Annotated in this window: 22 protein-coding genes; 11 read left to right on the top strand and 11 right to left on the bottom strand. The window is 71.6% G+C overall.

Features of this window, described 5'->3' with window-relative positions:
- Positions 1 to 67: 67 nt before the first annotated feature.
- Positions 68 to 1,090, bottom strand: coding sequence for a PepSY-associated TM helix domain-containing protein (locus V7Z97_RS08370; RefSeq protein ID WP_334162730.1), 1,023 nt, complete (start codon positions 1,088 to 1,090; stop codon positions 68 to 70).
- Positions 1,090 to 3,189 (bottom strand): TonB-dependent siderophore receptor, encoded by a 2,100-nt coding sequence (locus V7Z97_RS08375; protein WP_334162731.1) that lies wholly within the window; start codon positions 3,187 to 3,189, stop codon positions 1,090 to 1,092. Before V7Z97_RS08375 ends, V7Z97_RS08370 begins: the two co-directional genes overlap by 1 nt.
- A 169-nt stretch (positions 3,190 to 3,358) precedes the next feature.
- Between V7Z97_RS08375 and V7Z97_RS08380 the strand changes: the two genes are divergently transcribed.
- Together V7Z97_RS08380 and V7Z97_RS08385 are read left to right on the top strand one after the other, a co-directional pair.
- On the top strand, positions 3,359 to 5,119 hold the full coding sequence (locus V7Z97_RS08380; protein ID WP_334162733.1) for a class I adenylate-forming enzyme family protein: 1,761 nt from the start codon (positions 3,359 to 3,361) through the stop codon (positions 5,117 to 5,119).
- A complete protein-coding gene (locus tag V7Z97_RS08385) occupies positions 5,116 to 5,859 on the top strand; it encodes a TlyA family RNA methyltransferase (protein ID WP_334162833.1) in 744 nt (247 codons plus the stop codon). The genes V7Z97_RS08380 and V7Z97_RS08385 overlap by 4 nt, the downstream gene beginning before the upstream one ends.
- 37 nt (positions 5,860 to 5,896) lie before the next feature.
- On the opposite strand, the gene V7Z97_RS08390 is transcribed toward V7Z97_RS08385, so the two are convergent.
- A complete protein-coding gene (locus tag V7Z97_RS08390; RefSeq protein ID WP_334162734.1) occupies positions 5,897 to 6,550 on the bottom strand; it encodes a glycine zipper domain-containing protein in 654 nt (217 codons plus the stop codon).
- Between the two features lie 141 nt (positions 6,551 to 6,691).
- Here V7Z97_RS08390 and V7Z97_RS08395 point away from each other — a divergent pair, with 141 nt between their 5' ends.
- Both V7Z97_RS08395 and V7Z97_RS08400 read left to right on the top strand, forming a co-directional pair.
- Positions 6,692 to 7,966 (top strand): class I SAM-dependent RNA methyltransferase, encoded by a 1,275-nt coding sequence (locus tag V7Z97_RS08395; protein WP_334162735.1) that lies wholly within the window; start codon positions 6,692 to 6,694, stop codon positions 7,964 to 7,966.
- Positions 7,967 to 7,985: 19 nt separating this feature from the next.
- Positions 7,986 to 8,990, top strand: a complete 1,005-nt coding sequence (locus V7Z97_RS08400; protein ID WP_334162736.1) for an LLM class flavin-dependent oxidoreductase — start codon at positions 7,986 to 7,988, stop codon at positions 8,988 to 8,990.
- On the opposite strand, the gene V7Z97_RS08405 is transcribed toward V7Z97_RS08400, so the two are convergent.
- The gene (locus V7Z97_RS08405; protein WP_334162737.1) at positions 8,987 to 10,066 is read right to left on the bottom strand and encodes a PA0069 family radical SAM protein; all 1,080 of its coding nucleotides are present in this window, start codon (positions 10,064 to 10,066) and stop codon (positions 8,987 to 8,989) included. The genes V7Z97_RS08400 and V7Z97_RS08405 overlap by 4 nt on opposite strands.
- A 76-nt stretch (positions 10,067 to 10,142) precedes the next feature.
- On the opposite strand from V7Z97_RS08405, the gene V7Z97_RS08410 reads away from it, so the two are divergent.
- Complete coding sequence (locus V7Z97_RS08410; protein WP_334162738.1) at positions 10,143 to 10,601, top strand: cell wall biosynthesis glycosyltransferase; 459 nt, start codon at positions 10,143 to 10,145, stop codon at positions 10,599 to 10,601.
- Here V7Z97_RS08410 and V7Z97_RS08415 read toward each other — a convergent pair.
- The 3 genes from V7Z97_RS08415 to V7Z97_RS08425 all read right to left on the bottom strand — a co-directional run bounded on the left by V7Z97_RS08415 (position 10,536) and on the right by V7Z97_RS08425 (position 14,424).
- Positions 10,536 to 12,113: a lytic transglycosylase domain-containing protein gene (locus V7Z97_RS08415; protein ID WP_334162739.1), complete on the bottom strand. Its 1,578-nt coding sequence runs from the start codon at positions 12,111 to 12,113 to the stop codon at positions 10,536 to 10,538. The genes V7Z97_RS08410 and V7Z97_RS08415 overlap by 66 nt on opposite strands.
- A 259-nt stretch (positions 12,114 to 12,372) precedes the next feature.
- Entirely contained in the window at positions 12,373 to 13,197 is an 825-nt protein-coding gene (locus V7Z97_RS08420) for a uracil-DNA glycosylase (protein ID WP_334162740.1), read from the bottom strand.
- A gap of 33 nt (positions 13,198 to 13,230) precedes the next feature.
- The gene (locus V7Z97_RS08425) at positions 13,231 to 14,424 is read right to left on the bottom strand and encodes a cation:proton antiporter domain-containing protein (protein ID WP_334162742.1); all 1,194 of its coding nucleotides are present in this window, start codon (positions 14,422 to 14,424) and stop codon (positions 13,231 to 13,233) included.
- A 178-nt stretch (positions 14,425 to 14,602) separates the two neighbouring features.
- Here V7Z97_RS08425 and V7Z97_RS08430 point away from each other — a divergent pair, with 178 nt between their 5' ends.
- Positions 14,603 to 14,815: a hypothetical protein gene (locus V7Z97_RS08430; RefSeq protein WP_334162744.1), complete on the top strand. Its 213-nt coding sequence runs from the start codon at positions 14,603 to 14,605 to the stop codon at positions 14,813 to 14,815.
- Here the strand turns inward: V7Z97_RS08430 and V7Z97_RS08435 are convergent.
- Together V7Z97_RS08435 and V7Z97_RS08440 are read right to left on the bottom strand one after the other, a co-directional pair.
- The gene (locus tag V7Z97_RS08435; protein WP_334162745.1) at positions 14,812 to 15,567 is read right to left on the bottom strand and encodes a metallophosphoesterase family protein; all 756 of its coding nucleotides are present in this window, start codon (positions 15,565 to 15,567) and stop codon (positions 14,812 to 14,814) included. The two genes, V7Z97_RS08430 and V7Z97_RS08435, sit on opposite strands and share 4 nt — an antisense overlap.
- On the bottom strand, positions 15,564 to 16,196 hold the full coding sequence (locus tag V7Z97_RS08440; RefSeq protein ID WP_334162746.1) for a hypothetical protein: 633 nt from the start codon (positions 16,194 to 16,196) through the stop codon (positions 15,564 to 15,566). Before V7Z97_RS08440 ends, V7Z97_RS08435 begins: the two co-directional genes overlap by 4 nt.
- A 321-nt stretch (positions 16,197 to 16,517) precedes the next feature.
- Between V7Z97_RS08440 and V7Z97_RS08445 the strand changes: the two genes are divergently transcribed.
- Genes V7Z97_RS08445 through V7Z97_RS08455 form a run of 3 tightly spaced genes read left to right on the top strand, consistent with a single transcriptional unit; the run spans position 16,518 to position 20,823 of the window.
- The gene (locus V7Z97_RS08445) at positions 16,518 to 18,203 is read left to right on the top strand and encodes an electron transfer flavoprotein-ubiquinone oxidoreductase (RefSeq protein WP_334162747.1); all 1,686 of its coding nucleotides are present in this window, start codon (positions 16,518 to 16,520) and stop codon (positions 18,201 to 18,203) included.
- A gap of 48 nt (positions 18,204 to 18,251) precedes the next feature.
- A complete protein-coding gene (locus tag V7Z97_RS08450; protein WP_334162748.1) occupies positions 18,252 to 19,937 on the top strand; it encodes a tetratricopeptide repeat protein in 1,686 nt (561 codons plus the stop codon).
- 4 nt (positions 19,938 to 19,941) lie between these two features.
- On the top strand, positions 19,942 to 20,823 hold the full coding sequence (locus V7Z97_RS08455) for a 4-(cytidine 5'-diphospho)-2-C-methyl-D-erythritol kinase (protein WP_334162750.1): 882 nt from the start codon (positions 19,942 to 19,944) through the stop codon (positions 20,821 to 20,823).
- Between the two features lie 75 nt (positions 20,824 to 20,898).
- On the opposite strand, the gene V7Z97_RS08460 is transcribed toward V7Z97_RS08455, so the two are convergent.
- Both V7Z97_RS08460 and V7Z97_RS08465 read right to left on the bottom strand, forming a co-directional pair.
- Positions 20,899 to 22,449 (bottom strand): ammonium transporter, encoded by a 1,551-nt coding sequence (locus V7Z97_RS08460; protein WP_334162752.1) that lies wholly within the window; start codon positions 22,447 to 22,449, stop codon positions 20,899 to 20,901.
- Positions 22,450 to 22,476: 27 nt separating this feature from the next.
- Positions 22,477 to 22,815, bottom strand: a complete 339-nt coding sequence (locus V7Z97_RS08465; RefSeq protein WP_325460623.1) for a P-II family nitrogen regulator — start codon at positions 22,813 to 22,815, stop codon at positions 22,477 to 22,479.
- A gap of 372 nt (positions 22,816 to 23,187) precedes the next feature.
- Here V7Z97_RS08465 and V7Z97_RS08470 point away from each other — a divergent pair, with 372 nt between their 5' ends.
- Together V7Z97_RS08470 and V7Z97_RS08475 are read left to right on the top strand one after the other, a co-directional pair.
- Positions 23,188 to 23,949 carry a fasciclin domain-containing protein gene (locus V7Z97_RS08470; RefSeq protein ID WP_334162754.1) on the top strand — a complete coding sequence of 254 codons (762 nt, stop codon included), beginning with the start codon at positions 23,188 to 23,190 and terminating at the stop codon, positions 23,947 to 23,949.
- Between the two features lie 58 nt (positions 23,950 to 24,007).
- Positions 24,008 to 24,418, top strand: coding sequence for a hypothetical protein (locus tag V7Z97_RS08475; RefSeq protein WP_334162756.1), 411 nt, complete (start codon positions 24,008 to 24,010; stop codon positions 24,416 to 24,418).
- Positions 24,419 to 24,540 lie beyond the last annotated feature (122 nt).

Below are 24,540 nucleotides of genomic sequence, written 5' to 3' on the forward strand. Positions count from 1 at the left end.
TCCCGTAAGCTGTCCAACTTGACCTTCGGGCAGCCTAACACGAGCGCGGTTTCCCTTGGGGCAACCTCTACCGGCCGGGGAACAGTTTCCGGCGGTAGGACTCCGCGCCGTAGAGGGAGAGGGCCGCCAGCGCCAGGCCGGCGAACAAGGTCACGACCTTCCAGGCCAGGCCGCCGACCTTGGACGCGTGGACGGGCCAGAACGCGTTGTAGAACTGCGCGGCCGGAGCCTGGGCCAGGGCGTCGTCGACCGCCATGATCTGGCTCGTCGCCGGGTCGACCCAGAGGGTTGTCCGGCCGTTGGCGTGCCACTCGTCCGGCTGGCGCACCCGGATCACGGCGGGCTTGCCCCGCCGGGGCAGGGCGGCGATGCGGATCTCGGACCCTGGGAAGCGCGCCTGGGCCGCCGCGAAAGCCCTGAGCCAGTCCACCTCGCCCACGCCCGCGGTGGCCGGCGGCTTGGCGCGCTCGAAACCCATGACGGCTGCGGCCACGTCGTCCAGGGCCACGGCCGAACCGGTGATGACGATGACGAGCGCCACCGGGGCGCTGATGAGGCCAAGGTCGCGGTGGGCGGCCAGCCAGCCGGCGCGCCCCTTTTTTCCCGGCTTCACCCGCCAGGCGAAGCTGCGCCAGGCCGGGACCCAGACTGCCAGGCCGGTGAGGATCATGGCCGCGGTGAGCAGCCCCACGGCCCCCCCGACCTTGGTCCCGGTCTCGCCGGACAGCAGGTGGTGGTGCAGGTCGAACAGCCAGTCCACGACCCGGCCGTTCTTCGTCCACCTCTGGACGACGTCTCCGGACCCGGCCGCCAGATAGCCCCCGCCGTCCTTGCGTAGCACCTCGTGCACGCCGATGGCCGGGCCGGCGAAGATCACCGAGGTCATGTCCGGGAAGGCCGCCTGCGCCGCCGCCATCGTCAGGGCGGCCTCGGCCGGCGTGACATGCGTAGCCTCGCCCGCATGGGGAACCGTCGCCCGCAGCCATTGCGGCTTGAACACCAGGCTCGCGCCGGACAGCGCCAGCGGGATCAGCAGCAGGCAGAGCGCAAGGCCCGTCCAGGCGTGGAGCTTGCGCAGCACGCCGAGCATCAGAAGGCCCGCGTCACCCGGAACTTGACGGTGCGCGGGGCGCCCACGCCCAGCAGCCCGTTGCCGGCTGTGTTCCAGTACTTCTTGTCCGCCACATTCTCGACGTTGACCTGGAAGGTGGTCTCGCCGCCGGCGATCTCGCGGCTGAGACGGGCGCCGACCTCCGCCAGTACATAGCCGTCGATGAAGGCCTGGTTCTGAGGGTTCACCGCCCGGTCGCCTGTGTAGAAGAGCCCGCCGCTGAGGCGCAGCCCCTCGATCCAGGGCGTCCGCCATTCGGCGAACAGGCTGGCGGTCCACTCGGCGGTGTTCTCCGGGCGCTTGCCGACGATCGCGGCGGTCCCGCGGGTCTGCTCGGCGTCGAGCCACAGGGCCGAGGCGATCAGCGACAGGTTCTCGGTGAGCTCGCCCGAGGCCATCGCTTCCACCCCGCGGTACTCCACCTCGCCGTCCAGCACGAAGCGGCGCTCGGGGTTGGTGAAGGCGTTGGGCCGAGTGATCTCGAAGTAGGCGACCGAGGCCACGACGCTGCGGCCGATCTCCGCCTTGGCGCCCACCTCCCACTGGTCGGACTTGGCCGGCGGCAGGACCTCGAAGGCGTTGACGGCGGTCTGGGGTGCGGTGCCGCCTTCCTCCAGGCCCTCCAGATAGGTCGCGTAGAGGCTGATCCAGTCGACGGGCTTGTAGATCACCGCGGCCAGGGGCGTCGTCTCCTCCACCCTGTAGGTCGTGATCCGCCCGGTCGGAGGCGTGGTCACGCTCTCGTAGTCGGAGCGGCGGAGGCCGCCCAGCACCTGCAGCGGGCCCCACGCCATCCGGTCGAAGACATAGAGGCCCTCGTCGGTGATGCTGGTGCGGGCCAGAACCGTCCGGGTGGGGAAGTTCAGCTGCGGCAGCCGGCGCGGATTGAACAGGTTCTGCGGCGTCAGCTGGTTCGGCGCGCCGAAACCGCGCGAGCGGCGCTCGTTGGCGGTCCAGCCCAGGGTGAGCTCGTGCGTGATCGGGCCGGTGTCGACGAGGCCGGTGATCTCGGCGCGGGCGTTGCGGTTGGTGAAGCGCTGGTCCTGGGTCAGGGACACCTGCAACTGGCCGTCGCCGGTGGTGAGACTGTAGTTCTGGAACTGCGCGTAGAACCGGTCGCGTTCGGTGACGGCCTCGCCCACCTCGAGCTTCGCGGCCCAGCGGGATGAGATCCGGTAGTTGGCGCGGACCATGACGTTCTGGGCGAAGGCGTCGTAGCGCTGCCACGTGTCGCCGAGGTTCAGGCTGGGGTCTGGCACATCCGGCAGGCGGACCACGCCGCCGACAGCGGGCAGCAGGGCGATGGCCGGCGATTCCGAGATGTCCTTCTCGATGTACTCGTAGTCCACCTGGACGCTGAGGCGGTCGGTGGGAGCGACGTCGACGGCCAGGGTGGCCAGGGCGCGTTCGCCCTGGACGCGGTCGATGCCGGGCTCCACCTCGCCGTAGGCCAGGTTGGTGCGCACCCCGATCCGGCCTTCGGCGAACCGGCGGCTGACGTCCAGAGCGCCGATGAGGCCGCCATGGCTGTCGCCCCTGATCGTGACCTCGTTGAAGGCCTCGTCCAGCGGCCGCTCGGTGGTCATGTTGATGACGCCGGAGGGCGGGACGAAGCCGTAGTAGAGGGCCGACGCCCCCTTCAGGACCTCGACGCGCGCCTTGTTCTCAAGCGGCTGCTCGACGAGGTTGATGACGGGGAGGGCGCCGTTCAGGCGGTAGTTGCCGCGGTTTTCCACCAGGATCCCGCGGATGGCGATGTTGTCATAGGTGCCGCCGGAAAGCTGCGAGCGAGTGACGCCGCCGGTGTTGCGGAGTGCGTCGTAGAGCCCACGGGCGGCCTGCGCCTCGATCACCTCGCGCGAAATGACGGTGACGGTCAGCGGGGTGTCGATCACCCGCGCGTTGCGGAACGATCCGGCCTGCACCGCCTGGGCGCCGAAGCCGGCGTCGGCGGTCACCACCAGCTCTTCCAGGTCGCGCGGAGCTTCGGCGTCAGACTCGGCGGCGATCGCGCCGGTGGCGAGCAGGCTGACGCCGGCCAGGAGAAGGGCGGGAAGACGGCGGGACAGGGGAGGCATCGAAACTCTGCAAATGCTTCTGCGAATAACTCGCAGGTACATGGCGCAGCCTGGGGCGTCAATGCGACGGGGGCCTTCAAACACCCGTTTGCCTCCGGCCCTGGGTTATGCTTGTTCACCCATGAGGACGCGGGCCGTCGAGATCCCGCGCGAGCGCAGGAGTGAAACGATGTCCGAGGCCGCGTTGCCGCCCGGCTGGCCCGCCATGTCGATCCAGCAGGCCCATGCGCTGATGACCCAGCCCGGCACGCCGCTGGAGACCGAGGAGAAGGTCATCCACGGGGTGTCCTACAAGGTCTGGAAGCACCTGCCGCCGTCGCTCCGCGCCGTCGTGGAGGCGTCCCGCGCGCACGGTGAGAAGGTGTTCCTGGTCTATGAGGACGAACGCGTCACCTTCGAGGCCTTCTACCGCGCCGTCTCGGCCTTCGCCCGCGAGCTGCAGGCGCAGGGCGTCGGCAAGGGCGACCGGGTCGCCGTCATCATGCGCAACCTGCCGGAATGGGTGGTGGCCTTCTACGCGGCGGCTTCCCTGGGGGCGATCATCACCCCGCTGAACGCCTGGTGGACGGGCCCTGAGCTGGAATACGGGCTCACCGATTCCGGGACCAAGGTCGCGGTCATGGACGCCGAGCGCTACCAGCGGCTCACCGAGCATTTCGCCAACTGTCCCGACCTCGTCCGCGTCTACGTCAGCCGCGAGATCGAGGAGATCGCCCACCCCTATGTCACCAAGCTGGAGTCGGTGCTGGGCGGCGCCAACGACTGGGCGAAGCTGCCCGACCAGCCGCTGCCGCCGGCGGAGATCGGTCCCGACGACGACGCCACCATCTTCTACACCTCCGGCACCACCGGCAGGCCGAAGGGCGCGCTGGCCACCCAGCGGGCGGTGAACACCAACATCCTGACTGCCGCAGCGGCGGGCGCCCGCAGCTTCCTGCGCCGGGGCGAGATGCCGCCGATGCCCGATCCGGAAGCGCCGCAGCGCTCCTCGCTGATCAGCGTGCCCTTCTTCCACGTGACCGGCTGTTTCGCCGTGCTGAACCCCTCGCTGTTCGGCGGGGCCAAGCTCGTGATGATGTACAAGTGGGACGTGATCCGCGCCTTCGAGCTGATCGAGCGCGAGAAGATCATGTCGGCCGGCGGCGTGCCGACCATCGCCTGGCAGCTCATCGAGCACCCCGCCCGGGCGAACTACGACCTATCCTCCCTTGAAGCCGTCTCCTACGGCGGTGCGCCCTCGGCGCCCGAACTGGTCCGGCGCATCAAGGAGGCCTTCCCGAAGTCGCAGTCCGGCCAAGGCTGGGGCATGACCGAGACCTGCGCCACGGTCACCTCCAACGGCGCCGAGGACTACGCCAACCGTCCGGACAGCTGCGGCGTCGCCGCCGCCGTCGCCGAGATCCAGATCCGCGACGTGGAGGACGGCAAGACCGTCCTGCCGCCCGGCCAGGTGGGCGAGCTGTGGTCGAAGGGCCCGATGAACGCCCGCGGCTACTGGAACAAGCCCGAAGCCACCGCCCAGACCTTCGTCGACGGCTGGGTGCGCACCGGTGACCTCGCCCGCATGGACGAGGAGGGCTTCTGCTTCATCATCGACCGCGCCAAGGACATGCTGATCCGCGGAGGCGAGAACATCTACTGCGTCGAGGTGGAGAACGTCCTCTACGACCACCCCGCCGTGATGGACGCCGCCATCGTCGGCGTGCCGCACCGGACCCTGGGCGAGGAACCCGCAGCGGTGGTCACCCTGAAGCCCGGCGCGGAGGCGAGCGAAGACGAGCTGCGCGCCCACGTCGCTGAGCGGCTGGCCGCCTTCAAGGTGCCGGTGGCTGTGAAGTTCTGGCACGAGACCCTGCCGCGCAACCCGAACGGCAAGATCCTCAAGAATGAGCTGAAGAAGCTGTTCGAGGACGAGAAGGCCGACGCCTGAGGAAGCGCGCCGACGTCCTCCTGGTGGAGCGCGGCCTCTTCGAGAGCCGCGCCAAGGCCCGCGCCGCCATCGAGGCGGGCGGCGTCACCGCCGACGGGCGTCCTGTGGAGAAGGCCGCCGACCTGCTGGACGAGGCCGCCGCCATCTCCGCGACACCGGCCCACCCATGGGTCGGCCGGGGAGCGCTCAAGCTGGCCGGCGCCCTGGCGCTCTGGCCGGTCGAGGTGGCAGGGCGGGTCGTGGTGGACGTGGGGGCCTCAACCGGCGGCTTTACCGAGGTCTGCCTCAGCCGGGGCGCCGCGCGTGTCTACGCCGTCGATGTCGGGCGCGGCCAGCTGCATCCCAAGCTGGCGGCGGATTCGCGGGTTGTGAGTTTGGAAGCCACCGACGCCCGCGCCGTTACGCCCGCCCTGATCCCGGACGCCGTCGACCTGATCGTCACCGACGTCAGCTTCATCGGCCTCGCCAAGGCCCTTCCGGCGGCGCTCGCCCTGGCCCGCCCGGGCGCCGATCTCGTGGCGCTCGTGAAGCCGCAGTTCGAGGTCGGTCCCGAGCGGGTGGGGAAGGGCGGCCTCGTAAAGGACGAGGCGGCGCAGGCCGACGCCCTGGCCGGCGTGACGAGGTTCCTGGACGTCGCGGGCTGGACCGTTCGAGCCACTGCCGACAGCCCGATCTCCGGCGGCGACGGCAACCGCGAGTTCCTGCTCTGGGCGCAAAAGAAAATGGCCGCCCGCGGGTAGCGGACGGCCAAGGTCAGATGCTCTTCGGAAGAAACGCTTAGTCGACGACCTGGTAGCGGCCGCGGCTGTCCATGCAGACCCGGACCATGCGGGTCTGGGTGCGGCCGTCCGGCATGTAGACCGGGCTCTCGGCCAGGGTGCAGCCCGAGCCGTCGGCGCCGTAGCCCTGGGCGATGCGGTAGCGTTCGCCCCGTCGGCCGTAGGCCCACGAGCGGTCGTCGTAGGCGCCGCTATAGCCGCGGTTGTCGCCGTAGTAGTCGCGTTCGACGTAGCCGCGGCGGCTCCCGTAGCTCGGGGCATAGCCGTAGCTCGGCGCATAGCCGTACTGGCTGGAGCCGCCGTAGTAGCTGGTCTGCGGAGCGTAGGGCACGGCGCCGCCGGTGCAGGCCGCGCTCTTGTTGCCCACCATGGCGCCGGCGATGGCGCCCACGCCGCCGCCCAGCAGGGCGCCGTCCTGGCGGTTGTTGCGGGCCGCCGCATTGGCGCCCACGGCCGCGCCGATCGCGCCGCCCAGCAGGGCGCCGACCACCCCGCGGCCGGTCTGCTCGCGCTTGCACGGGTCGTAGCCGCCGCCCGAACCGTAGTCGCCGTACTGGCCGTAGGGCTGGGCGTTGGCCGCGCCGGCGCTCAGCGCCATGACGCCGGCCACCGCGACCAGCGCGCTCCTGCCGATGGTGGAACGCTTCGACATGAAATCCCCTCTCTCGAATCCTTCGCAGCAGGCCCCTCGGCCGCTTCAGCCCAGGTTATCGGGCCCGCAAGCTGAACGGACGTTGAGCGAGCCGTTCATCTTCGTTCATCTCTGTCAGGCGCAGGCCTGCTAAGAGGCCCCATGCGACGTCCCAGACCCAAGCCCCCGGCGCCCTCCGGCCCGCCCGTCGAGCTCCTGATCGAGGCCATGGGCGGGGAGGGGGACGGCGTCGCCGCGGGCGGCGTCTATGTGCCCTTCACCCTGCCCGGCGAGCGGGTGCTGGCCAGGGGCCGCGGCGAACGGCGCGACCTCGTCGAGGTGCTGGCCGCGGGCGCCGACCGGGTCGAGCCGCCGTGTCCGCACTTCGGTGTCTGCGGTGGCTGCGCCCTGCAGCACTGGGCGCACGCGCCGTACCTCGCCTGGAAGGTGGAACGGCTGCGGGGCACGCTGGCCCGCCAGCGCCTCGAGGCCGAGTTCCTGCCGGCCTACGCCGCCGGGCCCGGGACGCGCCGCCGCTTCGCCCTGCACGCCCGGCGGGGCGCCCGCGACGCGGCCCGCGCCGGCTACAAGGCGCGGAAGTCGTGGGATCTGGTCGACGTCGCGGTCTGCCCGATCTCCGAGCCTCGCCTGCAGGAGGCGATACCTGCGCTGAAGCGGCTCGCCGCACCGCTGTTCGAGCACCCGAAGTCCGCGCCGACCCTGCACTGCACGCTCACCGCCACCGGCATCGACGTCGACATCACCGGCGTGGAGGCGAAGAGCGGCGGGCTGTCGGCCGACGCGCGGATGCAGGTCGCCGAACGCGCCGCCGAGGCCGACTTCGCCCGAGTCACCCTGGCCGGGGAGGTCGCCTATCTCGCCCGCATGCCGCAGGTGCGCCTGGGCGACGTGACCGTCGCCCTTCCGGCGGGGGCGTTTCTGCAGGCGACCCTCGGAGCGGAGACCGCCATGGGCGACTTCGTGGCGGCAGCCGCGGCAGGCGCCTCGCGGATCGCCGACCTCTACTGCGGGGTGGGCACCTTCACCTTCCGGCTGGCCGGGATCGCCCAGGTCCACGCCGCGGACTTCGCGCCCGAGGCCATCCAGGCGCTCACCGGGGCGCTCGCATCCGCGCCCGGGCTGCACGGGATCACCGCCGAGGCCCGCGACCTGGTCCGCCGCCCGATGCTCGCCGAGGAGCTGAAGAAGACCGACGTGGCCGTGTTCGACCCGCCCCGCGCCGGCGCCGCCGAACAGGCCGCCGAGCTGGCCCGCTCCGGCGTCGCCAGGGTGATCGGCGTCTCGTGCAACCCCGCCACCTTCGCCCGCGACGCCCGCACCCTGGTGGACGCCGGCTTCCGGCTGGAGCGCGTCCTGCCGGTCGACCAGTTCCTCTGGTCCCCGCACATAGAATTGGTGGGGGTGTTCTCGCGCTGAGCGGCCCCATATTGCGGGGATGGTTCCGCTCTCCGTCCTCGACCTCTCGCCCATCCTGGAAGGCTCCGACGCCGCCCAGTCGTTCCGCAACAGCCTGGACCTCGCGCGCCACGCCGAGCGGCTGGGCTACCGGCGCTTCTGGCTGGCCGAGCATCACAACATGCCCGGCGTGGCCAGCGCCGCCACCGCCGTGGTCATCGGCCACGTGGCGGCCGGCACCTCGACCATCCGCGTGGGGGCCGGCGGGATCATGCTGCCCAACCATGCGCCGCTGGTGATCGCCGAGCAGTTCGGGACGCTGGAGAGCCTGTTTCCCGGCCGCATCGACCTGGGCGTCGGCCGCGCGCCGGGCACTGACCAGGTCACCGCCCGGGCGCTGCGCCGCACGCTCGCCGGCGACGTGGACCGCTTCCCGCAGGACGTGGTCGAGCTGATGGCCTACTTCCGCGAGGCCCAGCCGAACCAGCTCGTCCGCGCGGTGCCCGGCGCGGGCCTGAACGTGCCGGTCTGGGTCCTGGGCTCCAGCCTGTTCGGCGCCCAGCTCGCCGCGGCGCTGGGCCTGCCCTACGCCTTCGCCTCGCACTTCGCGCCCCAGCAGATGGAGGAGGCGATCGCCATCTATCGCCAGCGGTTCGAACCGTCGGAATACCTCGACAAGCCGCACGTCATGCTGGGCCTGAACGTGGTCGCCGCCGAGACGGACGAGGCCGCCCGGCGGCTCTTCACGTCGCTGCAGCAGGCGTTCCTCAACCTGCGTTACGGCCAGCCCGCGCCGCTGCCGCCGCCGGTCGACGACATAGAGGCGCGGTTCGCGAAGGTGGGCGTCGATTCCACCCAGATGGGCGCACTCGCCAAGGCCGTGGTCGGCAGCCCCGAGACCGTACGGGCCGGACTCGACGATTTCGTGCGCCGCCACCGCCCCGACGAGATCATCGTCACCGCCCAGATCTACGACCACGCCGCCCGCGTCCGCTCCTTCGAGATCACCGCCGAGGCCCGCGACGCCCTGGCGAGGGCGGCCTAGGCCCCGAACAGGTCGATCTGGTCTCCCGGCCTCGCGGGAACCCGGAACTGGCCGAGGTCCATGCCGTCGAAGCGGAAATCGAGACCGTAGCGCTTCTTCGCCGCGGCGAAGCGCTTCGACAGCAGGTCGGCGATCGGGCCCTCGCCGCGCATCCGCTTCCCCCACTGGCTGTCATAGTCCTTGCCGCCGCGCATCTGGCGCACTAGCGACATGACCCTGCCGGCGCGGTCGGGGTGGTCGGTCTCCAGCCACTCGCGGAACAGGTCCTTGATCTCCATCGGCAGGCGCAGCGCCACATAGCCCGCGCCGCGGGCGCCGGCGGCGGCGGAGCGCTCGAGGATCGCCTCCAGCTCGTGGTCGTTGAGGCCGGGAATCATCGGCGCCGCCATCACGATCACCGGCACCCCGGCGTCGGCCAGCCGCCGCACGGCCTCGAGCCGCTTTTCGGGCGTGGCGGCGCGCGGCTCCATGGACCGGGCCAGTCGGCGGTCCAGGGTGGTGATGGAGATCGCCACCCGCGCCAGATTCCGCTGCGCCATCGGCGCGATCAGGTCCAGGTCGCGCAGGACCAGGGCCGATTTGGAGATCACGGAGAACGGGTGGCTGAAGCGGGCCAGCACCTCGATCGCGCCGCGGGTGATGCGCAGCCGCCGCTCCTGCGGCTGGTAGGGATCGGTGTTGCCGCCGATGTGGATCACCTCGGGCGCGTAGCGGGGCTTCGACAGCTCCGCCTCGAGCAGCCGCGCGGCCTCCGGCTTGAAGAACAGCTTCTGCTCGAAATCGAGCCCGGGGGAGAGGCCCATGTAGGCGTGCGCCGGCCGTGCGTAGCAGTAGATGCAGCCGTGTTCGCACCCCCGGTACGGATTGATCGAGGCCGAGAAGCCGACGTCCGGGCTGTCGTTGCGGGTGACGATCACCCGCGCGCGTTCGGCCTCCACCGTGGTGGTGAAGGCCTTCGGGTCCGGCTCGTCCGGCGTCCAGCCGTCGTCGAACGCCTCCCGCGCCTGGCTCTCGTAGCGGCCGGAAGCGTTGGAGCGCGCGCCGCGGCCGCGGATCTGCTGGGTGAAGGTGGTCACCCGCTGAATCTAGCAGGCGAGAGGAACAAAACAAGAACTCATTGACCTCCGCGCCCGGACCCGTGCTCCTGCGGCCATGCTGTCGGTGATCATCGATGCGGGGACGGCCGAGGACCGGTTGGCGGGGCTGCTGGCGGTGCTGACGCCCGCCGCCGTGGAGGGGCTGGTGCGCGAGGTGCTGGTGGCAGGTCCGGCGTGGACCGAGCTGGTCGCCGACCAGATGGACGCGCTCTGCGAGGACACCGGCGCCGAGCTGGTGGGCGACCTGGGGCAGGCCGTCGCCCGGGCCAGGTCCGATCTGCTGCTGGTGCTGCCGGTGGCGATCCGCTTCCGGAACGGCTGGGTGGAGCGGCTTGGGGACCACCTGCGCGACGGCGGGCGCGAGGCGGTGCTTTCGGGAGAGAAGCCGCCCGGGCTGTTCGCCCGGAGGCCCTACGGCGTGATCGTCGCCAGGGCGGAGGCGGCGACCCTAGTCGAGCCCGATCTGAAGGGTCTGCGCGGAAAGCTCGGTCCCGGGGCCCGTCGACTGGATTAGGTCGAGCCGCGCGTCGATCAGCCGGGCGCCGCCGGCCAGGGCGTCGAGGGTCCGGGTCTCCTGGCCCCAGAGCTTCTTGTAGCTCCAGTAGGCGGTCATGACCTTCTCCACGTAGTCGCGGGTCTCCTCGGCCGGGAGGCACTCGATGAGCAGCAGCGGATCGGAGGCCGAGCAGCGCTCCACGGCCCTCGACACCGCGCCCGGGCCGCCGTTGTAGGCCGCGACCGTGCGCAGGATGTCGTAGTCGGTGCTGCGCTCCATCAGGAAGGTCAGGTAGTCCTGGCCGGCGCGGAGGTTCGTGGCCGGGTCGAAGAGCCGCCGCGGCTCGCGCTTCAGCTTGTCGTCGCCGGTGGCGCGGGCCGCGCTCTCGGGCAGGAGCTGCATCAGGCCGATGGCGCCGGCGTGGCTCACCGCCTGCGGATTGAAGCGGCTCTCCTGGTAGGCGATGGCGTAGACCAGCGCCTTGTCGACGGTGAAGCCGGCCTTCGGGGCCAGTTCCGGTGTCGGATATTCCCACACGCTCGGCGGCCGCCGCACGGTCTTCGGCTTGGGCGGGGCGGCGGCGTCCAGGGCGGCGATCAGCCGGCCCCAGTTCTCGCGCTCGCGGTCGTTGCCGGCGAAGCCCAGGCCGGCGCGGAGTTCCTGGCGGGCCTCGTCCCAGCGGCCGATCTGCACGAGGGCGGCGGCGCGGTGGGCGCGCGGCCATTCGGAGGTGAAGCGGACCAGCTCGGCGTCAGGCCCCGCGGCGGGGGCCGGAGCCATGACGGGCGGCGCGTGGCGGCTCGGAGCCGGGGCCGGGGAACGCCAGGACGCGCGGACAAGCAGGCCCGTGTCGGCGACCGCCGGCTGCAGCTCGAGCTGCCGGGCGGCGATCTTGCCGTAGAAGGTGTCGGCGCTCTGGGCGGCGAGGCGCAGGTAGCGGGTCGCCTCGGCGGCCTCGCCCAGCATGCCGGCGGCGCGGGCGGCCCAGAAGGCGCCGGCGGCGCGGAGCCACGGATCCTCGGCCGGGTCGTCCGCCAGTTCGGTGAACCAGCCCTTGGCTTGGGCGTAGTCGTTCAGCCGCCAGGCCGAGAGGCCGGCGACCCAGCGCTCGCCCACCGCGGGGGCGAGCTGCGCGGCCTTCTGCACGTCGCCGGTGTAGAAGGCGTAGCGCGCCTGCCAGCCCCGGTCGGCCGGCGGCAGGCGGGCCATGTCCTCGGCCGAGAGCTCGGGCTCCGGCGGGTCCAGGGCGTCGGCTGGTTTGCGCTTGGAGGCCAGCGAGAAGATGCGCTCGGCCAGCGGCAGGTCGCGGAACCGGGCCAGCCAGCCGGTCAGTTCTTCGTAGTTCGCCTTGTGGGCCGAGGGATGCATCAACTGGCGGAAGGACACATAGCCAAGCAGGGACTGGTCCTTGATCTCCAGCGACTTCATCTGCGCGTCGATGAAGTCCCCGCGGTCGACGGCCTCGAAGGCCAGCGCATAGGCCCGCGCGTCTTCGGACGTGAGCGGCTGCAGGCTCGCCGCGGCGGCCATCGAAGCGACAGAGGCGGCGCACGCGAGGGCGGAAACCCCGACGCATAGGCGCTTTACGAGCGTCATGCCCACCCTACTGCCGCGGGCCCCTCTAACGGGAGGTTACGCGGCGCCCCCTTTTTCTCGAACGGAGTCGCAGTGTTAGGCAGCGCTTTGACCGCGATCAAGCCAGCGCGGCATGCACGGATCCGTGATCGGGCCGCGCTCGATCGCCGCAGGCAAGTCCGCGGAAAGCTTGGCTATTTGGCGGGCAGGCGGCTCAGTCGGGCCGATGCGGCCGGTCCAGGCGCTCGGTGAGGGTGAGCAGGTCCGTCCACGCCCGCTTCTTGGCCCCCGGCTGGCGCAGGAGGAAGGCGGGGTGCAGCGTCGGCATGGCCGGCAGCTCCAGGGCGGAGTCCGCCGAGCGCCACTCGAACCAGCGGCCGCGTAGCGAGAGGATGCCTTCCTCCCGCTTCAGCATCGACTTGGCCGAAGCACCGCCCACCAGCAGCAGCATCTTCGGCTTCACCAGCGCGATCGCCCGCTCCACGAAGGGCGCGCAGATCATCTGCTCGGCGGGGGTGGGCGTGCGGTTGCCCGGCGGGCGCCAGAACACCGTGTTGGTGATGAACACGCGATCGGTCAGGCCCGCCGCCGCCAGCATCCTGTCCAGCAGTTGCCCGGCGCGGCCGACGAAGGGCGCGCCCTGCCGGTCCTCGTCGGCGCCGGGGCCCTCGCCGATCACCATCAGCGGAGCGTCGGCCCGGCCGCGGTAGAAGACTGCGCGGGTCGCGCCCTCGAACCGGAGCGGGCACCCCTCGAAGCCGGCGATGGCCTCGGCGAGTTGGTCGAGTGTCTCGGCCCCGGCAGCAAGCGCCTGGGCCTGGGCCACAGCGGCGGAGATGTCGGGCTGGCCCTGCGCGGCCGGGCGGATCGGCGAGACGGTGGCGGCGGCGCGCGCGGGCGGCGGCGGGGGTACGAACCTGCCCGCCTCGATGCGATCGATCGCCTCCTCGAGCAGCATGGCGTCGACCCCCGCGTCGGCCCAGAAGGCGAGCAGGCTCTCGGCGAGCAGTCGGCTGGAAGGTTCGGCCGCGGCGGGCATGGCCCCACTCATGGCGCGGCCGGCCGGCTTTGGCTAGGCCTGGGCGGGGTCGCCCTTGCGGGCGAAGCGGTCGGCCAGCTTGAACACGAACGGGTTGAGCACGATCGACAGGAGCGCGCCCGCCAGCACCAGGTCGTGGGTCTCGCGGCTCATGATGTCGAGCTTCAGGCCGACGCCCGCCAGGATGAAGGAGAACTCGCCGATCTGGGCGAGGCTGGCGGCGACCATGAGGGCGCCCTGCCGCTCCATCCGGAAGGCGGTGGTGATAGCGAGCGCAGCCGCCGACTTGCCGATGATGATGATGGCGAGGACGGCCGCGACCGGACCGGGCTGCTCGACGATCACCCGCGGGTCGAACAGCATGCCCACCGAGACGAAGAACAGCACCGCGAAGGCGTCGCGCAGGGGCAGGGACCGTTCGGCGGCGTTGTGGCCCAGCGGCGTGCCGTTCAGCACGACGCCGGCGATGAAGGCCCCGAGCGCGAAGGACGCGCCGAACACCGCATAGGCCAGGTAGGCGATGCCGAGCGCGATGGCCAGCACGCCCAGTGTGAAGAGCTCGCGCGAGCGGGTGTGGGCGATACGGATCAGCAGCCACGGCAGGGCGCGGGCGCCCACCAGCAGCATGAAGGCCACGAAGATCCCGACACTCAGCAGGGTCCCGCCGATCTTCAGCGCGATCGCGCCCGGGTCGGGGTTCGCGCCGCTCACCGCCAGCAGCGGCACCAGCACGAGGGCGACGACCATCACGAGGTCCTCGACGATCAGCCACCCCACCGCCACCCGGCCGGTGTCGGTCTTCACCGCCTTGCGCTCCTCCAGCGCACGCAGCAAGACGACGGTCGAGGCGACGGAGAGGGAGAAGCCCATGAGCGCCGCCTCGGCGTCGCCCAGGCCCATCAGCCGGCCGACACCCCAGCCGAGCAGGGTGGCGGCGGCGATCTGCACGAGGGCGCCGGGAATCGCGATCTTCCGGACCCTCATGAGGTCGGCGAGGGAGAAGTGCAGCCCGACACCGAACATCAGCAGGATGACGCCGACCTCGGCGAGCTGGCTGGCGAGGCTGGCGTCCGCCACCCATCCGGGCGTGAACGGCCCCACCACGACGCCGGCCAGGAGATAGCCCACCAGGGGCGAGAGCTTGAACCGCAGGGCCAGCATCCCGAGGACGAAGGCCAGCACGAAGCCGGCGACGAGCGTGAGGATGAGGCTGTCGTCGTGCGGCATCGGATCTCCAGGCGGGGCAGGGTCCCGACGTGGCGGCCGGCGAAGGTCCCGTCAAGGCCGCCACCGCCACAAATCACCTCCTCGGCGCATATGTCGGCGGTCCGACAGGGAGCCAGAATCGGCCAAGCCCGTTGTGAGGCTGAGAGGGGTGTCCGAAATCTAAGCGAGGTCAGGGGTCATGAGGGGACGAGACGTCCGCGCCATCCTCTTCTGCGTGGCGACCACCATCCTGCTGTTCGTGGTCTCCTTCCTGCTCTTCCGCAACTTCATCGTCACCCTGGCGCTCGTGGCGGCCTACGACGCCTGGATCCTGACGCGCCCGCGGATGCAGCGGGTGTTCAGCCGCCTGCGGGGCGACGCCGACTGGAGCGGCTACTTCAAGAACGACTAGGCGGGGACCGGCGAAGGCCGATCCGCCGGGACGCCCGCCTGCAGCACGGCCTGCTCGCCGTCTCCGAGGCGGAGCGCGGTGAGCACGCCCGTGGCGTAGGCGCCGGTGTCGAGGCCGATCCGGTGGCCCAGCAGCTGGGGCCGCGCGTCAAGCCAGGTGTGGCCGTGGACCACGACCTTCTCGAACGGTCCCGCCGCGTCCAGGAACCCTTGGCGGATCCACAGCAGGTCGGCCTCGGTCTGGTCGGCCAGGGGCGTTCCCGGCCGCACGCCCGCGTGGACGAAGGCGTAGTCGCCCACCACCACCATCAGCTCCAGCCGCTCCAGCAGCCGCAGGTGCGAGGCGGGCATCCGCTCCATCAGCTCGTCGCGGGCGCGGACATAGGCGTCCTCGCCGTCGTACGGGCCGGGCGGAACGACGCCATAGGCCGCGAGGGTCTCGGCCCCGCCGAAGCGCAGCCAGCCGCCGCCCGCCTCCGGCTCTTCGAGAAAGGCCAGCAGGGCCTGCTCGTGGTTGCCCTTCAGCAGGTGGACCTCGACGTCGGCGCGGCGCTGCAGCCAGACGAGGGCCTCCAGCACCTTGTGCGGGTGTGGCCCCCGGTCGACGTAATCGCCCAGGAAGATCAGCACGGGCCGCCGGCCCGCCGCGCGCTCGGCGCAATCGCGGGCGATGTCGGCCAGCAGGGCCTTCATGGCGTCGTAGCAGCCATGGATGTCGCCGATCGCATAGACCAGGCCGCCGTCGACGCTCACGACCGGCGCTCCCGGTCGGCGAGACGGCGAAGGTCGCCCGCCATGTCCTGGTAGCCCGCGATAACGCGTCCTGGATCGCTGTCCGCCCTGTGGCGCAGGCTGGCCCAGCGGTTGCGGTAGGAGACGAGCGTGGCGCGCGGCACGCCGGCCCGGGTCGCGCTGGCGTAGGCCTGGCGGAGGCGGCGGTCGGCGGCGATGACGGCCGGATAGGCGCAGCGGGCGCGGTTGTCACCGCGGAGGCCTTCGCAGCGGGATGCGCCATTCCGGGCGACGGCCTTGGCGGGTCTGGGGCTGGCCGCGCGCGGGGCGGCGGCCTTTACCCGGACGGCCTCGGTCTCCGCGGGAACGGACGTCGCGGCCGGGGGCTCGGGCCAGGCGATCGCCGGCCTTGGCGCGGCCGCCGGGGTCGGGGCCACGCTCGCCACCATCACGGCGGCGGGGGGTGTCTGCGCCGCCGGGGCGGACCGGCGGAAGTCGGGCGGCTTGACGATCAGCGCGCCGGCCGCGAGCCCCACGAAGGCGGCCGCGGCCAGCGTTCCCCAGCGGGCCGGCGGCCGCTCCCGGGCCTCGGCGGAGCGGCCGACGAAGGTGCGCACCCTCGGCGGCCGGGTGGCTGCGGACGGCGCCACGGGCCGGAATATCTCCTCGAGGTCCGCGCGCACGGCGCGCGACAGCTCCCGGCGGTCCGGAAGCGGGGCAGGGGGCGGTGGTGTCAGGTTCGGTCTATCGGAAGTCATGCGCGGTCCGTCTCCATCGGTCTGCGCTCCGCCGGGCGGCGACGGAGCCCAAACGAATGCGGCCCCGCTTCGATCCCACCGGCGCCACACTCGGACGAAGAGGCGCATTCACGGCCGCGTTCGTGCTTGACCGCCCCGGCGTGACGTCCTGATAAGACCCGCGACGGATCAATGCCGTGCGGGAATTTCCTGCGCGCAAGGGAGCGGGATCAGATGAGCGAAGGCGTCGCCAATCAGGACTATGGGCGCGAGTCCATGGAGTACGACGTCGTCATCGTGGGCGCGGGTCCCTCGGGCCTGGCGGCGGCGATCCGGCTGAAGCAGCTCGCCCAGCAGGCCGGGACCGAGATCTCCGTCGCGGTGCTGGAGAAGGGCTCCGAAGTGGGCGCCCACATCCTCTCCGGCGCCGTGATCGATCCGATCGCCATCAACGAGCTGCTGCCCAACTGGAAGGAGCTGGGCGCGCCGCTGGAGACGCCGGTCACCGAGGACAAGTTCCTGATGCTCGGGCCCCAGGGCAGCCTCGAGCTTCCGATGTTCGCCATGCCCGGCTTCATGCACAACGACGGCAACTACATCGCCAGCCTCGGCAACGTCTGCCGCTGGCTGGGTCAGCAGGCCGAGGGCCTGGGCGTCGAGATCTATCCCGGCATGGCCGCCTCCGAGGCGGTGTTCGACGCCGAAGGCCGGGTGAGGGGTGTGGTCGCCGGCGTGTTCGGCATGACCAAGGACGGCCCGGGCCCCGATTACCAGCCCGGCGTGGAGCTGCTCGGCAAGTACGTCTTCATCGGCGAGGGCGTGCGCGGCTCGATCGCCAAGGTGCTGAAGGCCAAGTACGGCCTGTGCAAGGACGCCAGCCCCGAGAAGTACGGCATCGGCATCAAGGAACTCTGGCAGGTGCCGGACGACTGCTTCGTCCCGGGCCTGGTGCAGCACACCACCGGCTGGCCGCTCGACGACAAGACCGGCGGCGGCAGCTTCCTCTACCACTTCGGGGACAACTACGTGGCCGTCGGCTTCGTCGTGCACCTGAACTACAAGAACCCCTGGCTCTCGCCCTTCGACGAGTTCCAGCGCTTCAAGCACCACCCCGAGGTGGCGAAATTCCTGGAGGGCGGCAAGCGCATCGCCTATGGCGCCCGCGCCATCAGCGAGGGCGGCCTGCAGTCGGTGCCGAAGCTCCACTTCCCCGGCGGCGTGCTGCTGGGCGATTCGGCCGGCTTCGTGAACGTCCCGCGGATCAAGGGCAGCCACAACGCCATGAAGAGCGGCATGATGGCCGCCGAGGCCGCTTTCGCCGCCATTCAGGCCGGCCGCTCGGGCGACGAACTGACCGAATACGCCGAGGCCTACGACCGCTCCTGGGTGAAGAAGGAGCTGCATGTCGTCCGCAACGCCAAGCCGATGCTGTCGAAGTTCGGCACGGCCCTGGGCGGCGCGCTCTCGATGTTCGACATGTGGACCACGAGCACGCTGGGCGGCTTCTCCTTCTTCGGCACCATGAAGCACACCAAGGGCGACGCCGAATCCACCGGCCTCGCCAAGGACCACAAGCCGATCGTCTATCCGAAGCCGGACGGCGTGCTGTCGTTCGACAAGCTCTCCAGCGTCTTCCTGTCGAACACCAACCACGACGAGAACCAGCCCGCCCACCTGCGGCTGCGCGACCCGAGCGTGCCGATCTCCGTGAACCTGCCGAAGTTCGGGGAGCCCGCGCGGCTCTACTGCCCGGCCGGCGTCTACGAGGTGCTCTACGACGACAACGGGCAGAACCCGAAGTTCCAGATCAATTTCCAGAACTGCGTCCACTGCAAGACCTGCGACATCAAGGATCCGTCGCAGAACATCGACTGGACGACTCCGCAGGGTGGCGACGGGCCGAACTACCCCAACATGTGACGGGAGCGGCGCCTTGCGGACGCCGCCTTTAACGTCGAAGGTCCGTCCATGCGCCGTTTCCTGCTCGCCGCCGCCGCCCCGCTCGTCCTGTTGTCCGCCTGCGCCACCGCCCAGCCGGACCGGCCGGCGGGCCAGATGCAGGAGGTTCTCGGCCTCTCGCCCTACGGCATGTTCCTGGCCGGCCAGGCGGCGCTGAACGACGGCCGCAGCGGGGATGCCGCGCGCTTCTTCGAACGGGCCAACGCGCACGCCGAGACCGACGTCCTGGTGGCCGAGCGGGCCTTCACCGCGGCCGTGCTGGCCGGCGAGATCGAAAAGGCCTCGACGCTGGCGCCCGATGGCCCCGAGGTCTCCGAGGCGACCAAGCGCCTGGCCGCCCTGGTGAACGCCGTCGAGGCCATCGCCGACGGCCGGGGCAAGGTCGCCCGCGATCTCCTGGCCGGCGAGGACATCGGCTTCCCGCACCGGAGCGCGGCGGCGCTGCTGGCGCCCTGGGCGGCGGCACAGGCGGGCGACGTCGAGGCCTCCCTTGTGCGCCCGCAGGTGCGCGGCGACCGGGTGGTGGACTACTTCGGGCAGCTCGGCCGGGCCCACCTCTTCGAACGCGCGCGCCGCTACGACGAGGCCGAGACCGACTTCAAGGCCGTCACCTCCGTCGCCGGCAGCGAGATGTCGGTGCTGGCCTACGGCGCCTTCCTGGAGCGGCGCAACCGCCGCGCCGACGCCGTCGCGCTCTACGACACCCTGCTGGCCGAGGACGGTGCGAGCGTGGCCGTGAGGGCCGCGCGGGCGCGCGCCCAGGCGGGCAAGTCGCCGCCGTCCCTCCCCAGCCTGCGCGAAGGCGCGGCCCAGGCGCTGCTCGCGCCCGCGGCGACCATGCTGCAGGCGAAGCAGACCCAGCTCTCGCTCGCCTATCTGCGCATGGTGCTCCGCCTGGACGCGAGCCGTGACGAGGCCTGGGTCATGGTGGGCGACATCATGCAGGCCTCCGGCGACAGCGAGGCCGCGCGCCAGGCCTACGGTCGGCCGAAGCCCAGCTCTCCGGAGTACGCCGGCGCCCAGGCCAAGCTCGCCTGGACCTACCAGGCGAACAAGGACAGCCAGATGGCCCTGAGGCTCGCGCGCACCGCCGCCGCATCGGGCGACGTCGAGGCGCGTGTCACCCTGGCCGACCTGCTGCGCGCAAACGAGCAGTACGCGGAATCGGTCGAGGTGCTCTCCGGCCTGATCAAGGACGCCAAGACGCCCGACTGGCGGCTGCACTACAGCCGTGGCGTGGCGCTGGAACGGCTGGGCCGCTGGCCCGAGGCCGAGGCGGACCTGCAGATCGCGCTGAAGGCGCGTCCCGACGAGCCGGAGCTCCTGAACTACCTGGGCTACACCTGGATAGACCGGGGCGAACGCCTGCCCGAGGCCATGGCCATGGTCGAGAAGGCGGTCGCCGCCAATCCGCGCTCGGGCGCCATGGTCGATTCGCTCGGCTGGGCCTTCTACCGCATGGGCGACTATGAGAAGGCCGTCGAGAAGCTGGAGCAGGCCGTCGAACTCGAGGCCGGCGACCCGGAGATCAACAACCACCTGGGCGACGCCTACTGGATGGTCGGGCGCAAGGACGAGGCGGTGTTCCAGTGGCGGCGCGTGCTGACGCTCGATCCGGACGACCGGATCCGCGCCGACGTCGACGCCAAGCTCGCCTCCGGGCTCGGGCCCAGGCAGCAGATCGCCGGGCCCTGACGCCATGGCGCTGACCGCGCTGGCGCCGGCCAAGGTCAACCTGTTCCTGCACGTGGGCGCGCCCGCCGGCGACGGCTACCACCCGCTCTGCAGCCTGATGGCCTTCGCCGACTTCGGCGACCGGCTGGCCCTGCAGCCTGCCGACGCCATGGACCTCAAGGTCACCGGGCCGTTCGGGACCGCGCTCGGAGGGGAGGGGGACAACCTGGTCCTGCGCGCGGCGCACGCCCTGCTCGGCGAGGCGCGCCGGCCGGTGGCGCCGTTCGGCCTGTCCCTGGACAAGCATCTGCCGGTGGCGGCCGGCCTCGGCGGCGGCTCCAGCGACGCGGGCGCGGCTCTGCGCCTGCTGCGGGAGGCGGCCGGCCTGGAGGTCGACGATGCGCGCCTCGAAGCCATCGCCGCGGGCCTTGGCGCCGACGGCGCCGCCTGCCTGTGGGGGCGGCCGGTGCTGGCCGAGGGGCGGGGAGAGCGGCTGTCGCCGGCGCCGGGCTTCGCGCCCGTGGACGCGGTGCTGGTGAACCCGCGCGTCCCCGTCTCCACGCCCGAGGTCTACCGCAGCTTTGATGCGCGAGGACGCTTCGGCGATGTGACCCCGCCGCCCGCGCCGGAGGCCTTCGAGGGCGCCGTCGAACTGGCGGCCTGGCTCGCCACCCTGCGCAATGACCTGGAGCCGGCGGCTATCGACGTCGCCCCCGAGGTCGGCGCGGTTCTCGACACCCTGGCCGGCGAGCCCGAGGCCCTCCTGGCCCGGGTGTCCGGCTCCGGCGGCACCTGCTTCGCGCTGTGCGCCGGCGACATCGAGGCCGAGGGGCTCGCCGAGCGGATCGAGTCGCTCGCGCCGCAGTGGTGGGTCCGGCGCGTTCGGCTCGGCGGACCCTGGACCTAGTCCAGACGAAAACGGGGGCCCCGAAGGACCCCCGCTCCCGTCAGCTGAAAGCTCCCCCAATCAGCTGTGGCCCACCTAGCTGTGGTAGGCGCGTTCGCCGTGCTCGACGATGTCGAGACCTTCTTCCTCGGTGTCCTCGCTGACCCGCAGGCCGACGGTGAACTTGATGATGAAGAAGACGATGGCGCTGGCGACGCCCGACCAGGCGATGGCGACGAGCACGGCCTTGAGCTGGGCCAGGAACTGCGTGCCCATGACGTAGGCCGCCGCGTCGCAGGTGGAGATGTCGCCGTCCGCGGCGCAGGTCGTGTAGTCCACGATCCCCGCCCCGCCGAGGCCCGGATCCACCAGGATGCCCGTGGCCAGGGCGCCGACGATGCCGCCGATGGCGTGGATGCCGAAGGCGTCCAGGCTGTCGTCGTACTTCAGCGCGTTCTTGATCACCGAGCAGAAGATCACGCAGATCGGGGACACGATCAGGCCCAGGACCAGGGCGCCGATCGGGCCGGCGAACCCGGCCGCCGGGGTGACCGCCACGAGGCCGGCGATCAGGCCCGAGGCGAGACCCAGCATCGAGGCCTTCTTGCGGGTGACCCACTCCGTCATGGTCCAGGAGAAGCCGGCTGCCGCCGTGGCGATCAGGGTGTTGACCACCGCCAGCGCCGCGTACCCGTTGGCTTCCAGGTTGGAGCCGGCGTTGAAGCCGAACCAGCCCACCCACAGCAGGCCCGCGCCGACCAGGGTCAGGGTCAGCGAGTGGGGCGGCATGGGCTCAGACCGGTAGCCCTTCCGGGCGCCCAGGATCAGCGCGCCGACCAGGGCCGCGACGCCCGCGTTGATGTGCACCACGGTGCCGCCGGCGAAGTCCAGGGCGCCGAAGCCCCAGAGCAGGCCGGACTGGATGGGATCGGTCGGGGCGGCCGCCACGGCGTCCGGACCCGCCCACCACCAGACCATGTGGGCCATCGGATAGTAGGAGAGCAGCGGCCACAGCACCGCGAAGACCAGCACCGCGGCGAACTTCATCCGCTCGGCCACGCCGCCCAGAACGAGGGCGGCGGTGATGCAGGCGAAGGTCATCTGGAAGGCCACGAAGGCCAGCTCCGGGATCACCACCCCGGTGGAGAAGGTCCCGACGTTGGAGGCCGGCGTCACGTCCTTCAGGAACAGCCGCCCGAAGCCGCCGACGAAGGTGTCGAGGCCGCCGCCGTCGGTGAAGGCGAGGCTGTAGCCGTAGAGCACCCAGGCCATCATGCCGACCACGGTGACCGTGGACACCTGCATGAGCATGGAGAGCATGTTCTTCTGGCGCACCAGGCCGCCGTAGAACAGCGCCAGCCCCGGCACGATCATCAGCAGCACCAGGATGGTGGAGACCAGCATCCAGCTCACGTCGCCCTTGTCGGGCGTGGGCGCCGGAGCCTCGGCCGGCGCGGCTTCGGCGGCGGCCGGAGCCGCCGCTTCCGGCGCAGGCGCCGCGGCGTCGGCCGCAGGGGCCGCCGCTTCGGCGGCCGGGACCGCGGCGGGCGCGGCCTCCTGGGCGAAGGCCGGCGTCGCGAGCGGCCCCCCGACCATGGCGGCGGCGAGGGCGAGCCCCGCCAGCGCTTTGAATGGAACGAGCTTCATTGTCATTGTCCCCTTTGTCCCTGTCCCCTAGAGCGCCGCGGCGCCGGTCTCGCCGGTCCGGATCCGGACCGCGTCCGTGACGTCGAGGACGAAGATCTTGCCGTCGCCGATCTTGCCGGTGGCGGCGGCGGCCTTGATGGCCTCCACGGCCTTGGGCGCTGCGGCGTCGTCGACGACCGCCTCGAGCTTCACCTTGGGCAGGAAGTTCACCTGGTACTCCGCGCCCCGGTAGATCTCGGTCTGCCCCTTCTGCCGGCCGTAGCCTTTGACTTCCGAGACCGTCAGCCCCTCCACGCCGGCCGCGACCAGCGCTTCGCGCACGTCGTCCAGCTTGAAGGGTTTGACGATCGCCATGATGAGTTTCATCCGCTCGCTCCCGCGCGACCCTTGGGCTGGGCCCGCCCTGCCTTCAGTTGCTCAAAAGACCGCCGCGGACGTCCCCATCCCCAAGCGCGGCGGTCGCTGGACGCTAGACACGGGCAGGCCGCCGCAGCGCCGCCGCAGCGCCGTCGCTGCGCAAGAAGGCAGTCGCGGCCCAACTTCTGGGCGCCGATGCTGCGCGGCGCCTCAAAACTGTGCGGAATCCAGCGCTGGAGATTTGCCGTCACCCCTTGCGCGATCGCTTCACGACGGGGTGAATGCGGAACCCCCCCGCTTCGCCATGCGTAGTGGTGCTGAACCACTCGCTTGCGCGAGCGCGTTCGCGTGGGGCCGACCTAAGTAACCTCGAGGACCTGGATGACGACCTATCGCCTGCTGACCGCCACCGCCGCCGCCGCCCTGATCGCCGGGATCGCCGCGTCTGGCGCCGCCGCCCAGACTCCCGCCGCGGCGACCGCCAAGACCGAGGCCGCCGCCCAGGCCGCCACGGGCAAGGCGTCGTCCGACGCCGCGGCCGCCACCCAGCCTCAGGGGACCGCCGCCGCCGTGAAGGAAGGCGCCGCCCCGGTGGCCGCCGCCCAGGGCGCCGCGCCCGCGGCCGGCGCCGCAAAGCCGGTCGCCGTGGCCGGCGACCTCGTCGACACGCTCAAGGCGTCCGGCCAGTTCGGCGTCTTCATCCAGGCGGTGGACTCCACCAACCTGACCAGCCTCCTGAAGACCAACAAGAACCTGACGGTCTTCGCGCCGACCGACGCGGCCTTCGCGGCCCTGCCGGCGTCGGAACTGGCCCGCCTGAAGGCGGACAAGGCGGCGATGCAGAAGTTCGTCCTGCACCACATCGTCAACGCCCCGATCCCGTCGTCTAAGATCAAGGGCGCCAAGGGCCCGGTGGCCACGGGCGCCGGCGACCAGGTGCTGCTCGACGGCAGCGACGAGGCGGCGCTCAAGGCCGACGGGGCGACCATCGTCCAGGCCGACCTCCAGACGGGCAGCGGCCTGCTGCAGGTGGTCGACCGGGTGCTGATCGCCGGCCAGGGCGACACCTCGACGGCAGAGGCCTCGACGGGCGCCAGCACCGGGGCCAGCGCCACCGCGGCGACGCCGCCGGACAAGCAATAGAGGGAACCTTCACCGCGGGGCGGGGCTTTCGCAGATCGTCACACGAGGAGTGAACCCAATGAAGCTGACCCATCTGCTTATCGCCGCCTCGGCGACCGCGCTGGTCGGCGGTGCGGCCTTCGCCCAACCGTCGGCCACCGAGGCGCCGCAACCCGGCTCCCGCACCGGCGACTGGAACGGGGCCCACGCCCCGGCCGATGATTCCGCGGCGGCCGAACGCATCCAGCCGTCGACCACCACGACCACGGTCACGACGGAGTCCTCGGCGACCACGCCGATGCCCCCGTCCGACACGTCGGTGACCTCCAGCACGACCGTGGCCCCGGCCGCCGGCAGCTACGCCACGGGCGCCAGCGTGACCACCACGCTGGTGACCAACGGGCCGGTGCCGGACACCCCCGAGAACCGCGCCAAGTACGGCCAGCCCATGTCCCGGGCCGGCAAGATGACCGCCGCGCGCGGCAACTAGACACCAGGCTGTCGTTCCAGCCGCCTCCGGGCGGCGGCCGGCGTCGCTTCGGCGACGCCGGCCTCGGCGTGCGCGTCGCACGGGAACATTTCGGACGGGGCGGGGCTTTCCAGCGGACAGTC

Origin of the sequence: Phenylobacterium sp. (assembly GCF_036821595.1) — a bacterium.
GTDB lineage: Bacteria > Pseudomonadota > Alphaproteobacteria > Caulobacterales > Caulobacteraceae > Phenylobacterium.

What these genes read in the sequence shown, in the direction of transcription:
- V7Z97_RS08370 (WP_334162730.1), bottom strand. Translation starts at nt 1,090, where the DNA reads ATGCTCGGCGTGCTGCGCAAGCTCCACGCCTGGACGGGCCTTGCGCTC.
- V7Z97_RS08375 (WP_334162731.1), bottom strand. Translation starts at nt 3,189, where the DNA reads ATGCCTCCCCTGTCCCGCCGTCTTCCCGCCCTTCTCCTGGCCGGCGTC.
- V7Z97_RS08380 (WP_334162733.1), top strand. Translation starts at nt 3,359, where the DNA reads ATGTCCGAGGCCGCGTTGCCGCCCGGCTGGCCCGCCATGTCGATCCAG.
- V7Z97_RS08390 (WP_334162734.1), bottom strand. Translation starts at nt 6,550, where the DNA reads ATGTCGAAGCGTTCCACCATCGGCAGGAGCGCGCTGGTCGCGGTGGCC.
- V7Z97_RS08395 (WP_334162735.1), top strand. Translation starts at nt 6,692, where the DNA reads ATGCGACGTCCCAGACCCAAGCCCCCGGCGCCCTCCGGCCCGCCCGTC.
- V7Z97_RS08400 (WP_334162736.1), top strand. Translation starts at nt 7,986, where the DNA reads ATGGTTCCGCTCTCCGTCCTCGACCTCTCGCCCATCCTGGAAGGCTCC.
- V7Z97_RS08410 (WP_334162738.1), top strand. Translation starts at nt 10,143, where the DNA reads ATGCTGTCGGTGATCATCGATGCGGGGACGGCCGAGGACCGGTTGGCG.
- V7Z97_RS08415 (WP_334162739.1), bottom strand. Translation starts at nt 12,113, where the DNA reads ATGGCCGCCGCGGCGAGCCTGCAGCCGCTCACGTCCGAAGACGCGCGG.
- V7Z97_RS08420 (WP_334162740.1), bottom strand. Translation starts at nt 13,197, where the DNA reads ATGCCCGCCGCGGCCGAACCTTCCAGCCGACTGCTCGCCGAGAGCCTG.
- V7Z97_RS08425 (WP_334162742.1), bottom strand. Translation starts at nt 14,424, where the DNA reads ATGCCGCACGACGACAGCCTCATCCTCACGCTCGTCGCCGGCTTCGTG.
- V7Z97_RS08430 (WP_334162744.1), top strand. Translation starts at nt 14,603, where the DNA reads ATGAGGGGACGAGACGTCCGCGCCATCCTCTTCTGCGTGGCGACCACC.
- V7Z97_RS08445 (WP_334162747.1), top strand. Translation starts at nt 16,518, where the DNA reads ATGAGCGAAGGCGTCGCCAATCAGGACTATGGGCGCGAGTCCATGGAG.
- V7Z97_RS08450 (WP_334162748.1), top strand. Translation starts at nt 18,252, where the DNA reads ATGCGCCGTTTCCTGCTCGCCGCCGCCGCCCCGCTCGTCCTGTTGTCC.
- V7Z97_RS08455 (WP_334162750.1), top strand. Translation starts at nt 19,942, where the DNA reads ATGGCGCTGACCGCGCTGGCGCCGGCCAAGGTCAACCTGTTCCTGCAC.
- V7Z97_RS08460 (WP_334162752.1), bottom strand. Translation starts at nt 22,449, where the DNA reads ATGAAGCTCGTTCCATTCAAAGCGCTGGCGGGGCTCGCCCTCGCCGCC.
- V7Z97_RS08465 (WP_325460623.1), bottom strand. Translation starts at nt 22,815, where the DNA reads ATGAAACTCATCATGGCGATCGTCAAACCCTTCAAGCTGGACGACGTG.
- V7Z97_RS08470 (WP_334162754.1), top strand. Translation starts at nt 23,188, where the DNA reads ATGACGACCTATCGCCTGCTGACCGCCACCGCCGCCGCCGCCCTGATC.
- V7Z97_RS08475 (WP_334162756.1), top strand. Translation starts at nt 24,008, where the DNA reads ATGAAGCTGACCCATCTGCTTATCGCCGCCTCGGCGACCGCGCTGGTC.